Annotated in this window: 16 protein-coding genes; 1 reads left to right on the forward strand and 15 read right to left on the reverse strand. The window is 54.7% G+C overall.

What is annotated here, in order from left to right; all coding sequences use genetic code 11:
* The 15 genes from AAC622_RS08510 to AAC622_RS08580 all read right to left on the reverse strand — a co-directional run bounded on the left by AAC622_RS08510 (nucleotide 1) and on the right by AAC622_RS08580 (nucleotide 13640).
* Nucleotides 1-885, reverse strand: a complete 885-nt coding sequence (locus AAC622_RS08510; protein WP_340261623.1) for an NAD(P)-dependent oxidoreductase — start codon at nucleotides 883-885, stop codon at nucleotides 1-3.
* A gap of 71 nt (nucleotides 886-956) precedes the next feature.
* On the reverse strand, nucleotides 957-2450 hold the full coding sequence (locus AAC622_RS08515; protein ID WP_340261624.1) for a TRAP transporter large permease: 1494 nt from the start codon (nucleotides 2448-2450) through the stop codon (nucleotides 957-959).
* Nucleotides 2443-2997, reverse strand: a complete 555-nt coding sequence (locus tag AAC622_RS08520; protein WP_340261627.1) for a TRAP transporter small permease — start codon at nucleotides 2995-2997, stop codon at nucleotides 2443-2445. The genes AAC622_RS08515 and AAC622_RS08520 overlap by 8 nt, the downstream gene beginning before the upstream one ends.
* Nucleotides 2998-3015: 18 nt before the next feature.
* Nucleotides 3016-4086 (reverse strand): TRAP transporter substrate-binding protein, encoded by a 1071-nt coding sequence (locus tag AAC622_RS08525; protein ID WP_445322630.1) that lies wholly within the window; start codon nucleotides 4084-4086, stop codon nucleotides 3016-3018.
* A 194-nt stretch (nucleotides 4087-4280) separates the two neighbouring features.
* Complete coding sequence (locus AAC622_RS08530; RefSeq protein WP_340243444.1) at nucleotides 4281-4634, reverse strand: hypothetical protein; 354 nt, start codon at nucleotides 4632-4634, stop codon at nucleotides 4281-4283.
* A gap of 322 nt (nucleotides 4635-4956) precedes the next feature.
* Nucleotides 4957-5085: a hypothetical protein gene (locus AAC622_RS08535; protein ID WP_340261629.1), complete on the reverse strand. Its 129-nt coding sequence runs from the start codon at nucleotides 5083-5085 to the stop codon at nucleotides 4957-4959.
* A 71-nt stretch (nucleotides 5086-5156) separates the two neighbouring features.
* The gene (locus AAC622_RS08540; RefSeq protein ID WP_445322620.1) at nucleotides 5157-5597 is read right to left on the reverse strand and encodes a YqaA family protein; all 441 of its coding nucleotides are present in this window, start codon (nucleotides 5595-5597) and stop codon (nucleotides 5157-5159) included.
* Entirely contained in the window at nucleotides 5594-6007 is a 414-nt protein-coding gene (locus AAC622_RS08545) for a VOC family protein (RefSeq protein ID WP_317656331.1), read from the reverse strand. Before AAC622_RS08545 ends, AAC622_RS08540 begins: the two co-directional genes overlap by 4 nt.
* A 70-nt stretch (nucleotides 6008-6077) precedes the next feature.
* Nucleotides 6078-7565, reverse strand: a complete 1488-nt coding sequence (locus AAC622_RS08550; protein WP_340261631.1) for a mannitol dehydrogenase family protein — start codon at nucleotides 7563-7565, stop codon at nucleotides 6078-6080.
* Nucleotides 7565-8338, reverse strand: a complete 774-nt coding sequence (locus AAC622_RS08555) for an L-iditol 2-dehydrogenase (RefSeq protein ID WP_340261633.1) — start codon at nucleotides 8336-8338, stop codon at nucleotides 7565-7567. The genes AAC622_RS08550 and AAC622_RS08555 overlap by 1 nt, the downstream gene beginning before the upstream one ends.
* Nucleotides 8335-9339 (reverse strand): ABC transporter ATP-binding protein, encoded by a 1005-nt coding sequence (locus AAC622_RS08560; protein WP_340261635.1) that lies wholly within the window; start codon nucleotides 9337-9339, stop codon nucleotides 8335-8337. Before AAC622_RS08560 ends, AAC622_RS08555 begins: the two co-directional genes overlap by 4 nt.
* 11 nt (nucleotides 9340-9350) lie before the next feature.
* Nucleotides 9351-10181 carry a carbohydrate ABC transporter permease gene (locus AAC622_RS08565; protein ID WP_340261637.1) on the reverse strand — a complete coding sequence of 277 codons (831 nt, stop codon included), beginning with the start codon at nucleotides 10179-10181 and terminating at the stop codon, nucleotides 9351-9353.
* A gap of 12 nt (nucleotides 10182-10193) precedes the next feature.
* Entirely contained in the window at nucleotides 10194-11060 is an 867-nt protein-coding gene (locus AAC622_RS08570) for a carbohydrate ABC transporter permease (RefSeq protein ID WP_317656336.1), read from the reverse strand.
* Nucleotides 11061-11188: 128 nt separating this feature from the next.
* A complete protein-coding gene (locus AAC622_RS08575; protein ID WP_340261638.1) occupies nucleotides 11189-12493 on the reverse strand; it encodes an ABC transporter substrate-binding protein in 1305 nt (434 codons plus the stop codon).
* A gap of 115 nt (nucleotides 12494-12608) precedes the next feature.
* Nucleotides 12609-13640 carry a LacI family DNA-binding transcriptional regulator gene (locus AAC622_RS08580; RefSeq protein ID WP_340261639.1) on the reverse strand — a complete coding sequence of 344 codons (1032 nt, stop codon included), beginning with the start codon at nucleotides 13638-13640 and terminating at the stop codon, nucleotides 12609-12611.
* Between the two features lie 162 nt (nucleotides 13641-13802).
* On the opposite strand from AAC622_RS08580, the gene AAC622_RS08585 reads away from it, so the two are divergent.
* Nucleotides 13803-14066 carry a hypothetical protein gene (locus tag AAC622_RS08585; RefSeq protein ID WP_340252499.1) on the forward strand — a complete coding sequence of 88 codons (264 nt, stop codon included), beginning with the start codon at nucleotides 13803-13805 and terminating at the stop codon, nucleotides 14064-14066.
* The last annotated feature ends 3 nt before the right edge of the window (nucleotides 14067-14069 follow it).

Raw genomic sequence — 14069 nt, forward strand, 5'->3', positions numbered from 1 at the left:
TTAGATATCCATATCATGCAATTTGCGGAAGCGTTGGATCAGGCTAGACGTATCCCAACGCCCGCCCCCCAAAGCCTGCACATCGCCGTAATATTGATCCACCATGGCGGTCACAGGCAGTGAAATGCCCAATTCCTTGGCCTGCCCCAAGGCAATGGCGAGGTCTTTGCGCATCCAATCCACCGCAAAGCCGTGATTGAACTTATTGTCCACCATTGTCTCGGCGCGATTGGCCAATTGCCATGACCCGCCCGCCCCTTGCGACACAAGGGCGGCCACTTTTTTCGCATCAAGACCTGCCTGCATCGCGAAGAACAGCCCTTCAGAAACGGCTTGAATGGCGCCTGCGATACAGACTTGATTGATCATTTTGGTGATTTGGCCATTGCCCAATTCCCCGAAATGGACTGTCGCCTTGGAATAAGCGGCAACGATGCTCTCTGCACGGGCGAAATCGGCATCCGCACCACCGCACATGATGGCAAGTTGTCCATTTTCTGCGCCTGCCTGCCCCCCTGAGACGGGGGCATCAACCCAACCCACACCAGATGCGGCTGCGGTTGCGCCAAGCTCACGCGTGACAATCGCGGAAACTGTCGTGTGATCCACGTAAAGCGCGCCCTTGGCCATACCTGCCAAAGCGCCCTTATCCCCAAGCACAACGGCCCGCAAATCATCGTCATTGCCCACGCAAGACAAAACCACATCCGCGCCCTCGGCGGCAGCGCGAGGGGTGGTGGCGAAGCCGCCCCCATACTCTGCCGCCCATTTCTCTACCTTGGCGGTGGTGCGGTTATAGACTGTCACCTCGTGACCCGCTTTTTGCAGATGGCCCGCCATCGGATAGCCCATCACGCCCAAGCCCAAAAATGCAAGTTTTGCCATTGCTGTCTCTCTCCCTGCCGAAGTTTTTCAGATTTCTGCTATCCTAGCCCGCAGCGCGGCACGAGCAAGGCTTAGATCAGCCAGATCAAAGTGATCGCAGGAAAGGCCACCAATAAGGCCACGCGCAACAGATCACTGGTAACAAAATAAAAAACCGCCCGATAGGTGGCCGAGACAGGCGTGTCGCGATCCATTGCGGAAATCACAAAGAGGTTCATCCCAACAGGTGGCGTAATCAACCCTGTTTCCACCACAATCAGCACAAGGATGCCGAACCAAATAGCCACCAATTCGGCCTCCATCCGCGCGACACGCGCCTCTGTCAAATTGATCCCCAATGCCCGCGCCGTATCTTGGGCAAGGGGGAGGCCTGCCTCCAAGGCGGCCCGCGCCTCGGCCAATTGATCCGCTGCAAAGCCAGAGAGATCACCGCGCAGAACCTCGGCCACAGCCTCAAGCTGTAGCGAAGTGAAATCCAACAGGCCGAAATCAAGGGATAAGATGACAGGGGAAAAAATCGGTATCGTGAGAAGGATCATCGACAAGCTGTCCATGACGCAGCCAAACAGCAGGTAAAGGCACAAGATCAGCAAGAGGATCACATAGGGGTTCCATCCCAGACCCCCAACCCATTCGGCCAAGCCTTGCGGCACTTGGGTGAGGGCAAGAAACCCATTGAAATAGGCAGCGCCTAGAATGATGAAAAATATCATCGCGGTCGAACTTGCCGTTTGCAGCAGGCTTTGCGCGAGGGTTTCGCGCGTCAAACCGCCCTGCGCCCAAGCCACACCACCCGCCCCAAGCGCGCCGATTGCAGCGCCCTCGGTGGGGGTGAAAATGCCCCCATAAATGCCGCCCACCACCACCAAAAACACCGCCAACACAGGCCAAGTTGCGCGCAAAGCCCGCGCGCGCATCACCCAAGGGGCACGCGGGCTCAGCCTGCCTTCCTGAGGGTGGCGGCGCATATAAATCGCAATGGCCGCCATATACCCAAGGGCCGCCAAAACCCCAGGGATCAGCGCGGCGGCGAAAAGCTTAGCGATATTTTGTTCCGTCAGGATCGCATAAATCACCAAAACGATGGAGGGGGGGATCAAAATGCCCAAGGTGCCCCCTGCCGCCAATGTGGCGGTGGCAAGCCCCCCCGAATAGCCCTTGACGCGCAGTTCGGGCAAGGCAACCCGCCCCATCGTGGCCGCTGTGGCCAGGGAGGAGCCGCAAATGGCCCCAAACCCCGCACAGGCCCCAATCGCAGCCATCGCTACCCCACCCCGCCGATGCCCTAAGAAAGAGGCCGCCGCATCAAAAAGCGCACGGCTCATTCCACCCAAAGTGGCGAAATGGCCCATCAAAAGAAACATCGGGATGATGGAGAGCGCATAATTTGAGAATGTCGTGTAGCTTTCACTTCGCAGTCGCCCTAAGGCCAAACTGGCGTCCCCCTGCACGGCAGACAGGCCCAAAAAGCCAACTCCAAACATTGCCAACCCAATCGGGATGCGCAGAAAAATCAGCGCAAGCAAGGTCGGAAAAGACAGGATGCCGATCCAAAGATCACTCATCTTGCGACCCTTGCCCAAATTGGCGCATCGCTAGATAGAGCGCGACTATGGCCGCCACCCAAGCCGCAATGACAGCCGCCGCTTGCGGCATCCATACGGGAATGGCGAGGATAAACGAGGTCTGACCTGATTGATATTTTGACCATGTTCCCACTGACAACATGGCCGCCATGACGGCAAATGCCGTGGCAAATCCCCATGCGCTCAAGTGATTACTTCCCCTCTTTACGCTGCGGGGCAGATAGGGGGTCAAAAGGTCAACCCGTGCATGCGCCCGCTGCAAAGACGCAAGGGGCATGAAGGCGAAAATGACAAATCCTAGGGCCGCTTCGACCAATTCAAAATCACCACGAATAGCCCCAAGGCCCAGATCAATCAGCGCTTGTGAGAAAGGCAGACTATCACGCAGGCCATGAGCAAGGTCGCTAAAGGCGCGCCCAAAAACGGACAGGCCCACCATCACAATCACAGCGCATAAAACAATGCCCCCCGCGAGGGCCATTACAATCGCCACGCGATGAAAGAACCTGTCCAACATGAGGCGCATATCCCCTTCCACTTGGGCTTAGGGGTTTGCGGCCTCATATTCGGCCATCAAGGCGCGCGCCTCATCAATCAGAGCCGCGCCATCACGCCCCTGCGCCGCCATATCGGCCACCCATGCCTCGTATACAGGCGCGGCAAGATCGCGCCATTGGGCTGCATCCGCCTCTGGGATCGTGATGATTTCATTTCCCAAATCCACGGCAATATCGCGTGCAGGCGCATCTGCGGCTTGCTGTGTGCGTCCCGCAAAAACGGAGAACTCTAGCCCTGAATTTGCGTCAATGACCGCCTTCAGATCATCGGGCAGCCCCGCGTAAACATCCTTATTCATCGCCATAACAAAGGTGAGGTTATAGACGGCAGGCCCTTCGAATTCGGTGTGATAAGAGATCAACTCAGCCACGCGCACAGAGGATGTAACCTCCCACGGGAAGGTCGCACCATCAATCACGCCGCGCGAAAGAGCCTCGGGAACAGCGGGGGCAGGCATACCAACTGGTTCGGCCCCCAATTGCTCTAGCAGTTGGTTCACAAGTCGCGAGCCACCACGGATTTTCATCCCCTCAAGGTCACTGGGCACTGAAATGGGCGCATTGGCGTGGAACACGCCCGGGCCATGCACCCAAGTCCCCAAAACATGGTAATCGGCGAATTCACCTTGCGCCATGTGCCGCTCGAACATCGTCCAATAGGCGTGTGAGGCCGCTGCCGCATCTTCGACCATGAAGGGCAGCTCAAAAACCTCAGTGGTGGGGAAGCGGCCGGGCGTATAGCCCACCACAGTCCAAACAATATCCGCCACACCATCGCGGAGTTGGTCAATCAATTCAGGCGGCGTGCCGCCAAGCTGCATAGATGGATAGCGTTCAATCTCAATCCGACCGCCAGAGGCCGCTTCGACATTATCGGCCCAGACATCCAAAATCTGCGCAGGCACAACGGATTGTGCGGGCAAGAATTGGTGAAGTCGTAACGTCACCTCTTGCGCATGAGACATAGAGGGGAGCGCAGCAAAGCCAACGGCCGCCGCTATCAAGCTGCGCCGTATCAACCCAGTGAGTTTATTTGAAAGTCCTGAAAAAGAGGTCATCACCAACCATCCCCCAAAATGATAGCCCATGGTTCATATCCGCAAGATAGGCACGGCCAATTGCGTTTGCTATCACGCTGATAAACCCTGCCATGGGGAATGTGAAACACCTATTTCGCCAATCTGCGCCGTCAATGCTGCGACACTGCGCCTACCAAAGGCGACTTCCGGCGCAGTTCAGGGCGCGTTTTGGCTTAGGCTTGCTCTTTCATCAAGCGAGTGCGCAGCGCAAAATAGTTCTCGACCTCTGCCTTCAGGCTGTTGGACAAGGTCAGGGTTTTGCGGCTTTTCTTGGCACCAAATTGCACCTCCAAGGCGCCATTCGAAATTTGCGCGCGCAGAAAATTGGAGAGCGTCAATCGGGTCACACTGCCCGTTTTGCACATGTCGATATAGTCGTTGATGCCATAGGTTTCATCGCCATCTAGGACATAGATATTACAAAGCAATTCCCAATGCGCTGGCGAACGCATGAAACCTTTCAAAACTGGAAATCGGCTTGTTTCGGCCAATAGATTAAGATCGACCAGCGCCATCTGCTTTGACATCAAACTACCCTCACCAACTAACATACGAAACCAAAACGCCGCCCCAAACTACTAAATGGGCAGCGCTGCTTAAGCCGAGCCTATAAAATTACTACCTATCATAAAAGATCAAAATGATAATTTTTTTGATTTGCCTAATTTCCGCTTTTAACCATCAAAACGAAAACGGCGTATGGGGCGACTCTCCCAACCCATACGCCGTCACGCGCCCCGTCTTTTTCGTTCGATGTCCTTGATTGCGCGCTTAAATAACGCCCATGCTCAAAGTGGCACGCAGATCAGTCTCTTTCTCAACCCCCAAACCGTTTGAGTGCCGCGCGGATCACTTGGCGTCTTTTTCGGCCTGACGCTTTTGCCAAGCATCTTTCTTTTCGAGATATTCTTCTTCGGTCAGATTATGCCAACCCACACATTTACCCGTTGGCGAACGTCCGCATCCACAATCGCTCATTATTTTTTCCTCGGCTTTGATCTGTGTAAGGCGGGAGATAGAGAGAGAATGCCCGCTGGAAACCCCCAATCTCAAAAGAAATGCACAGCACCCAAAACAGTGGTCGCCAAAACGATATATCGACCAAATTTGGCGATGCTGACAACCGATACAAACCGCCAAAGAGGCTCGCGCATCACCCCTGCGGCAAGCGTAATCGGATCACCGATAATTGGCACCCATGAGGCCAAAAGGCTGATCCAACCCCAACGCTGATAGCGGTCTTGCGCGCGGGCCAAATTCGCGCGGGATATCGGAAACCAGCGTTTATCGGCTTGTGTTTCAGCCACGCGCCCCAAACCCCAATTAAAACAAGAGCCCAAAACATTGCCAATCCCAGCGACCAAGACCAACAGCCAGACGGGATAGGTCTGGCCAAGGATTAGACCAACCAAGACCGCCTCAGATTGCGCGGGGATTAGGCTTGCCGCAAGGAAAGCCGTCCCAAAAAGAAGCCACAGACCCCCCATCATACAGCTTGGTGCACCTCGATCACATTGCCCTCGGGATCATGGAAAAAGACCTGATGCCATTCTTTCGCAAAGGCAGTGCCATAATCGGAATAAGGAATGTTATGTTGGTCAAGCAGCGCCATAAAGGCTGCAATGTCATCTGTGCGAAAGGCAATATGCCCGCGTTCAACAGGGTTGATCACCTCGCCATTGCGAAAGGCGACAGACAAATCCTTTGTGGCAAGATGCATCTGCATCTGCCCATCCGTGGCAAAACGAATTTTACCATCATACCCGCTTTGCGAAGTTGCCTCAGGGCGCGGGAAAGATTGGATTGGGATGTCGTCCAACCCCAAAACACCCGTGTAGAACGCGTGCAACCGATCCACATCTTCGGAGACGAAATTGATATGGTGAAATTCTAGCTTCATGCTGCGGGCCTTTGTTGTCGAAGATATGTGCCCCGACTATAGGCGCAAAGACCCTACAAATGCCAAGGGCTTAATCCGCCGCCACATAGGCGCGCAAAGCAGCGCGCAACCCTTGCGACCAAATCAAAGTCAACCAATCACAAAATGCTGTCGCAAAGCGCGGATCATCGGCCAGATCACCATAGATCCGCAACATAGAAAGCCATGCCATTGGATCAGATTTTGCGACAAGCGCCGTCTGATGCAAATCAGACCAATTAGGGTCATTCGCTTCAATCACTGTTCCATCTTCGCGGGTGGCGGCACACATGCGCGCCCATGCGGCCTCGACCAAAGCGAGCCCTGAAATTGAGCTGCCCTTTTCCAAACCATCGCGCAACGAAGGCAGCACAAAACCTGGATGACGGGACGAGCCATCAAACGCCACGCGGCGCGTTGTGTCGACAATCATCTCATTGCCAAAGCGCCGCTCAATCAGCGTCACATAATCGGCGGGGGTCATATCTGGCACGGGCTGCACATGGGGCGCGATTTCCTCGCGCACTACTTTTGCAAAAAAGGGCGCAACATCCGCATCCCCCATCGCAGCAGAGATTGTGGCAAGTGACAGAACCTCACCTGCATTGGCCAACACCTGATGTCCGCCGTTTAGAATGCGAATTTTCATTGCCTCGAACGCGTGAACGTGATCCGAGAAGGTCGCACCGGCCAAATCCCAATCGGGGCGGCCCGCACAAAAATCATCTTCGATCACCCATTGGCGAAAGGCCTCGTGGGTGACGGGCACTTGATCATGCAGTCCAAACTCCTCGACCAAGGCCAATTCATTCGGCCCTGTCGCAGGGACGATGCAATCCACCATCGAATTGGGAAAGCTGCAGGCGGTGTTGATCCAATCGGCCAAATCAGCATCCATAAGACGCGCAAGCGACACAATCGTCTGACGCAGAACCGCGCCATTGCCCTGTAGGTTATCGCAAGATTGCAACGTGATTGGCCCCTGCCCCTTGGCACGGCGCAGCCGCAAGGCCGCAACAATCGCGCCAAAGGCCGTGCGCGGCTGGTCAGGATGGGCCACATCATGCACAATATCAGGATGGGCCTCATCAAGCCCGAGCGTAACAGGGTCGATATAATAGCCACCTTCGGTCACAGTTAGGGCGACAATCCGAATATCCGCCTCAGCCATGCGCGCGATCAGCGGGCCATTACCCTCAACCACAGGGATGTAATCAATCATCGACCCGACCACTTCGGCAGAGACACCTTCGGGATCAAGCTTTATCAATGTCGTCAGACAATCCTGTGCCAGCATTTTTTGACGCTGCACGTCATCGTAAGGGCGCACGCCTGCACCGATAATCGCCCAATCATGCGCCAGACCCTGCTCCATCAGGCGATGCAAATACCACGATTGGTGCGCACGGTGGAAATTCCCAAGGCCAATATGAACAATTCCTGCCGAAAGCGCGCTTCGATCATAACTGGGCCGCGCAATCTTTGAAGGCAGGCTTGAAAGGTTATCTTGGCTAAGAGCAATCATGGGCACGTCTCGCATCAGCTCATCCAATTCCCGCCATCGACATTATATGTCTGGGCCACGATGTAATCGGCATCCGCGCTTGCCAGAAACACGGCCATGCCTGTTAAATCTTCAGCTTGCCCCATGCGCCCGAAAGGCACGGCTTCGCCGACTTCGCGCTTTTTCTGGCCAAGCGGCTTGCCCTCATATTTTGCAAAAAACGCATCCACCCCGTCCCAATGCTCGCCATCTACCACGCCAGGCGCGATCGCATTCACATTGATCCCATGGGAAATGAGGTTCAGCCCTGCGGATTGGGTCAGACTGATCACAGCCGCCTTAGAGGCACAGTAGACCCCCACCAAGGCCTCACCGCGCCGCCCTGCTTGGCTGGCCATATTGATAATCTTGCCCCCCTGCCCGCGGGCAATCATTTTCTTGGCGACAGCCTGCATGGTAAACAGAACGCCCGCCACGTTGATCGCAAAGACCTTGTCAAAATCGGCGCGCGTGATTTCGACAATGGGGGCAGCGGTGAAAAGCGCCGCATTGTTGATCAAGATATCAATCCCACCAAGGTTGGCTTCAACCTCATCCACGGCAGCCTCGATACTGGCTTGGTCTGTCACATCCATTTCAACCGCGCACGCCTTGGGGCCAAGCGCCGCTGCCGCCTCTCGGGCGCGGGTGATGTTAATGTCGCCAATTGCAACCTCTGCGCCTTCTGCAATGTAGCGCTGCGCAAACGCGTATCCGATGCCGCGCGCAGCCCCCGTGATCAGCGCCTTTTTCCCAACAAGCCGTGTCATGACTGGCGGAGCCCCTTTGCATTAAAGCGGTGGATGTGATCGGGGTTTGGCGTCAAATGCACAGTCGCGCCGTAATCTACGTCCATCTCACCCGAGATCCGCACGGTGATTGGTTCGGCATGGCCCTCGATTTGAACGTGCAAAAACGTGTCAGACCCCAAATGTTCAGACACACCAACCTGCCCTGACCATGTGCCTTTGCTTGTGGAAATTTCCAAATGCTCGGGGCGGATGCCAATCGTATGGGCGCCATAAGGTGTAGCCAGATCACCGCCTAACAGGTTCATCTTGGGTGATCCGATAAAGCCTGCGACAAAGGTGTTGCAAGGGCGCTGATACAGCTCCAAAGGGCTTCCCACCTGTTCGATAACGCCTGCACGCAAGACCACGATCTTATCGGCCATGGTCATCGCTTCGACCTGATCATGGGTCACATAGATCATCGTGGTCTTCAGGCGCTTGTGCAATTCGCTGATCTCAAGGCGCATCCCAACCCGCAGCGCCGCATCTAGGTTTGACAAAGGCTCGTCAAACAAGAATGCGGCAGGCTCGCGCACGATGGCACGGCCAATGGCCACGCGCTGACGCTGACCACCCGATAATTGCCCTGGCCTACGGTCGAGATAATCCGTTAGATTCAAAACCTCTGCCGCTTGCGCAACACGGGCGTCTTGTTCCGATTTGCTCAGCCCCGCCATACGCAGCGGAAACGCGATATTCTTGCGCACCGACATATGCGGATAAAGCGCGTAAGACTGGAACACCATCGCCAGACCGCGCTTGGCTGGGGCAATGTCAGTTGCATTCACCCCGTTAATCATCACCGCGCCATCGCTGACATCCTCAAGCCCTGCGATCAAACGCAAAAGCGTGGATTTCCCGCAGCCTGATGGGCCGACAAAGACGACAAACTCGCCATCATTAATGTCCAAATCCAGCGGCGGAATAACTTCGACATCCCCGAATTTCTTGGACACTTTGTTTAATGTGATCTGTCCCATTTCCGCTCCGCTTATTTAACCGCGCCAAAGGTCAGGCCGCGCACAAGTTGTTTCTGGCTGAACCACCCCATCACAAGAATGGGCGCAATCGCCATGGTCGAAGCTGCCGATAGCTTCGCGTAAAACAGCCCTTCTGGACTAGAATAACTGGCGATGAAGGCCGTCAGCGGGGCCGCATTGGCCGCTGTGAGGTTCAATGTCCAAAACGCCTCGTTCCACGCCAAAATGACATTGAGCAAAATGGTTGAGGCAATTCCTGGAATGGCCATTGGTGTCAGCACATACAGGATTTCCTCGCGCAAGCTCGCGCCATCCATCCGCGCGGCCTCTAGGATCTCGCTCGGGATTTCCTTGAAATAGGTATAGAGCATCCAGACAATGATCGGCAGGTTGATGAGCATCATCACCACAACCAAACCAAAGCGGCTGTCGAGAAGGCCAAGCTCAATGAAGAGCAGGTAAATGGGATAAAGCACCCCAACCGCAGGCAACATTTTGGTGGACAACATCCAAAGCAAAATATCCTTGGTGCGTTTGGAAGGCACAAAGGCCATAGCCCAAGCGGCGGGGATCGCCACCAACAGGCCAAGCGCGGTTGAACCAAACGCGATTATGATCGAATTCCACAGATAGCGGGTGTAGTCCGACCGCTCCTGCACAACGCCATAATTCTCTAGCGTCCAGTCAAAGAACAAGAATAAAGGCGGGTCATTGATCGCTTGCGCCTCGGTTTTGAAGCTTGTCAGGATCGTCCATAAGATCGGGAAGAAGATCAAAAAGCCAATCGTCCATGCAACCAAAGTATTGATGAGCTTACGGTTTGGGGTGACTGCGCGGGCCATAGCGTTTCCTCCTCACGCGTCCAAATTCTTGCCAACGATGCGCATCAAAAAGACGGCAACAATATTGGCAAGGATGATGGCGTAGACCCCGCCCGCAGACCCCAGACCCACATTCTGGCTTTCCAACACGCGTTGGAAGATCAGGTAGGTCAGCGTCCGCGTGCCAAAGGCCCCGCCAGTGGTCACAAAAATTTCGGCAAAAATAGACAGTAAGAAAATCGTCTGGATCAAGATCACAATCGTGATCGCCCGCGCCAAATGCGGCAGCACCAGATTGAAAAACCTTGCAACAGGGCCTGCGCCATCCATTTCGGCGGCCTCTAGTTGCTCACCATCCAAAGATTGGATCGCGGTTAGCAAAATCAGCGTAGCAAAAGGCAGCCATTGCCACGAGACAATCATGATCAGCGATGTAATCGGCACATCCGACAACCACACAACAGGTTCGGCCCCAAAAGCGCGCCACAAATGCGCGAACAGGCCATTGACGGGATCCATAAAAATATTCTTCCACACCAAAGCCGATACAGTGGGCATAACGAAAAAGGGCGCGATGACCATGATCCGCACGACACCCTGCCCCCAAATGGGCTGATCCAACAGCATGGCGAGGAAGATCCCAAGGATAACAGTGATGGCCAAAACCCCCAGCACGATCACAAGGGTGGTTTGAACCGCAGGCCAAAACGAACTTGAGCTGATAAAGCGGATGTAATTCTCAAACCCGATAAAGCCTTGGTCGCCACCGCGCAGCGGCAGATATTGCCGAAACGAAAACCACAAGGTCATGGTCAACGGAACAAGCATCCAACCAAGCAGCAAGATCACGGCAGGGGCCATCATCACACGCGCAGCGGATCGTGAATGTTGGGTGGCCATCGGCAAATCCTTCACGGGACAGACATCGGGTCTGGTCAATATATATTATCAAATATTGGGGCGATGTCGGAAAATGTGGGAGGCGACCTTGAGACGCCTCCCACGTTCTTGGGGAGGTGGGTTACCGCTTAGCGATAGCCCGCTGCTTCCATTGCTTCATTGGTGATGGCTTGTGCTTTTTCCAAAGCCTCATCAATGGACTGCTGGCCTGCATAAACTGCCGAGAATTCTTGGCTCACTTCAGATGCGATGCCCGCAAATTCTGGGATCGCTGCGAACTGAATGCCGACATAGGGGCTTGGCTCAACGGTCGAGTCGTTCGGGTCTGCGGACAAGATCGAACGAAGTGTCATGTCTGCAAATGGAACGTCTGTGTAGTTGGGGTTCTCATAGAGCGAGGTGCGCGCGCCAGGAGGCACGTTTGCCCAACCTTCATTGGCGGCAACCAATTCGATATATTCTTTGGAAGTCGCCCATTCGATGAACTGCTTGGCTGCATCTGCTTGCTGTGTGCCCGCAGGGATAGCCAAGGCCCAAGCCCAGAGCCAGTTGGAACGCTTGCCAAGGCCATTATCAGGTGCCAGGGCAAAACCTACGTGATCTGCAACAGTCGAGTCATTGGGGTTGGTGACGAAGGATGCCGCAACAGTCGCGTCAATCCACATACCGCACTTGCCCTGCTGGAACAGCGACAGGTTCTCGTTGAAGCCGTTGGTGGCATAGCCCGCAGGGCCCGATTCATTCATCATGCCAACAAAGAATTCCAACGTGTCACGCCATGGCTGTGTGTCGAACTGTGCGTTCCAGTCCATGTCAAACCAACGTGCGCCAAACGAGTTGGACATTGCAGTGATGAAAGCGCCGCCTTCACCCCAGCCTGCCTTACCACGCAGACAGATGCCGTTGATTTCATTTGCGCGATCTGTCATCGCTGCCGCCGCTTCGCGGATGAAGGCCCAAGTTGGCGCTTCTGGCATTTCCAGACCCGCTGCTTCCATCAGGTCTGTGCGATACATCACCATTGAGCTTTCGCCGTAGAAAGGTGCCGCGTATAGCGTGCCATCATGGCTCAAACCGCCTGCCATTGCAGGCAGAAGGTCAGCCACATCGTATTCGGCGCTGAGGTCGTCCAAAGGCACAAGCCAGTCATTAGAACCCCAGATCGGCGCCTCATACATGCCGATGGTCATGATGTCGAACTGGCCACCATTTGTGGTGATGTCAGTGGTCACGCGCTGACGCAGCACGTTTTCCTCAAGGGTCACCCACTCAACATTGATACCAGTTTGTTCTGTGAATGTATCCGTATAGCCCTGCATACGGATCATATCGCCATTGTTTACGGTTGCGATTGTGATGGTCTGCGCCATCACAGCGCCAGCAGTCAGCACAGACAAAGCTGTCGCTGCAAGCAACGAGCGTTTCATAGTCATCCTACTCCTCCCAAGGATTCTATTCAGTGACCAGACGTTACTGACAAGACTTGTTTCCCGTCAATAAAAAAATTTACGCGTGTAAATTTTTATCTTAGCCCTTGATAACCTTAGATTATGCCGAAGCGCGCATAATCAACTCGCCATCAAACAGCGTCACTTGTCGGGTATCGCCGCGTTCGCCCGACTCGATCAAAGCCATCATTGTCTCAACGCTTTTCGTGGCAATGCGCGCATAATCATGCGAGATCGTGGTCAAGGTCGGGCAGGTAAACCGCGCCACGGGGTGGTTGTCATGCCCCGCCACCCGCAGCGCGCAATCCGCCTCGCGCCCCACGCGCAAACCCAATTCATAAGCCGCCGCCAAAAAGCCAATGGCCAAGCGGTCATTGCTACAGAAAATCGTATTGCTTGAAAAGGCGCGCTCCATAATCACCCGCCGCCCTTCGTTATAGCCGATCTCCTCGAGCGCCCAACCTTCCCCATGGGCCTGCACGACCTGTGGTGCGAACCCCAATCGCTCCATCGCGCCGATATAGGCCAAGCGGCGTTTATTCGCATTTGGGTTGGGCGGCGTGCGCATCTCAAAAAATACGGGCGGCTCGCCTGTGCGGGTCAGATATTCAACCATCTTATCGGTTGCTTGTTCGTTGTTGTGACCCACAAAGGCCTCGCCGATCCCCTCAATATTGGCATCAAAATTTACTGTGGGCACATCAGCGCAAAAGCCTTCCAACGCCGCCCGATCAGAGGCGCGCCCAAGCGGGGCCAATAAAACAGCCGCAGGCTTAATCGCGCGTAGTGCGTCCAAATTGCCAACCTCAAGCTGCGGATCGCCATGCGAGCTAAGCAAAATTGGGCGAAACCCCTGCGCAATTACTAATGTCTCAATCCGCCTTGCGATTTCGGCAAAAAACGGGTCTGCCAGATAGGGCAAAACAATGCCGATGTTCTTCGTCAGTTTGCGGTTCTGGTTCACCGCAAAGATATTGGGGCGATAATGGCTTTCCTCTAACGCCTGCTCAATTTTGGCTCGGGTGGCGGGGCGGACGCTTTCGGGGTCGTGAAAATATTTTGACACAGTCGGACGCGACACCCCGCAAAAGGCGGCAAACTCCTCCATATTGCGCACGGGCCGATCTTCCATTTGTCTCACTTTCAATTTTTTACCAAGCTTTACGTTTTCTTATCGCGCGGAAAAAATCAAGACTTGAGAAAATCTCCGATACGGCCCGCAGCTTAACCTTACGCCTTGCCTTTCGCGCCACGGCACTAAGTCAGCGGAACTGACATGATTTAGGAGGCGAGGATGAATGACCAATCAATGACCCGTGACATGGCGCAAAAAGGCCAAATTGATCTAAAAGCGCGTTATGCCCAGTCACAGGTATCAATCAAACAACAACAGCTGAAACGCGAAGCAGCAGGCTATGCAGTCGGTGCGTTTTTGGGATGGTTTGGTGAAATGACCAGCGGCAAAGGCCCGTTGGCCTGCGCCGTGTGCCTGTCCAAAGCGGCCTGTGCGACTTTTGCAATCGCGGCCCCAATCTATTTTTTGTCGCAAATGATGTGATCA

The organism is Roseobacter sp. HKCCA0882 (assembly GCF_037805225.1).
In the GTDB taxonomy this organism is placed as follows: Bacteria; Pseudomonadota; Alphaproteobacteria; order Rhodobacterales; family Rhodobacteraceae; genus M30B80.

Bases quoted from the DNA above. Each gene is read 5' to 3' on its own strand.
- AAC622_RS08585 (WP_340252499.1), top strand. From the start codon at position 13,803: ATGAATGACCAATCAATGACCCGTGACATGGCGCAAAAAGGCCAAATT.
- AAC622_RS08525 (WP_445322630.1), bottom strand. From the start codon at position 4,086: ATGACCTCTTTTTCAGGACTTTCAAATAAACTCACTGGGTTGATACGG.
- AAC622_RS08575 (WP_340261638.1), bottom strand. From the start codon at position 12,493: ATGACTATGAAACGCTCGTTGCTTGCAGCGACAGCTTTGTCTGTGCTG.
- AAC622_RS08550 (WP_340261631.1), bottom strand. From the start codon at position 7,565: ATGCGAGACGTGCCCATGATTGCTCTTAGCCAAGATAACCTTTCAAGC.
- AAC622_RS08545 (WP_317656331.1), bottom strand. From the start codon at position 6,007: ATGAAGCTAGAATTTCACCATATCAATTTCGTCTCCGAAGATGTGGAT.
- AAC622_RS08520 (WP_340261627.1), bottom strand. From the start codon at position 2,997: ATGCGCCTCATGTTGGACAGGTTCTTTCATCGCGTGGCGATTGTAATG.
- AAC622_RS08540 (WP_445322620.1), bottom strand. From the start codon at position 5,597: ATGATGGGGGGTCTGTGGCTTCTTTTTGGGACGGCTTTCCTTGCGGCA.
- AAC622_RS08535 (WP_340261629.1), bottom strand. From the start codon at position 5,085: ATGAGCGATTGTGGATGCGGACGTTCGCCAACGGGTAAATGTGTGGGT.
- AAC622_RS08580 (WP_340261639.1), bottom strand. From the start codon at position 13,640: ATGGAAGATCGGCCCGTGCGCAATATGGAGGAGTTTGCCGCCTTTTGC.
- AAC622_RS08530 (WP_340243444.1), bottom strand. From the start codon at position 4,634: ATGTCAAAGCAGATGGCGCTGGTCGATCTTAATCTATTGGCCGAAACA.
- AAC622_RS08555 (WP_340261633.1), bottom strand. From the start codon at position 8,338: ATGACACGGCTTGTTGGGAAAAAGGCGCTGATCACGGGGGCTGCGCGC.
- AAC622_RS08515 (WP_340261624.1), bottom strand. From the start codon at position 2,450: ATGAGTGATCTTTGGATCGGCATCCTGTCTTTTCCGACCTTGCTTGCG.
- AAC622_RS08565 (WP_340261637.1), bottom strand. From the start codon at position 10,181: ATGGCCCGCGCAGTCACCCCAAACCGTAAGCTCATCAATACTTTGGTT.
- AAC622_RS08560 (WP_340261635.1), bottom strand. From the start codon at position 9,339: ATGGGACAGATCACATTAAACAAAGTGTCCAAGAAATTCGGGGATGTC.
- AAC622_RS08510 (WP_340261623.1), bottom strand. From the start codon at position 885: ATGGCAAAACTTGCATTTTTGGGCTTGGGCGTGATGGGCTATCCGATG.
- AAC622_RS08570 (WP_317656336.1), bottom strand. From the start codon at position 11,060: ATGGCCACCCAACATTCACGATCCGCTGCGCGTGTGATGATGGCCCCT.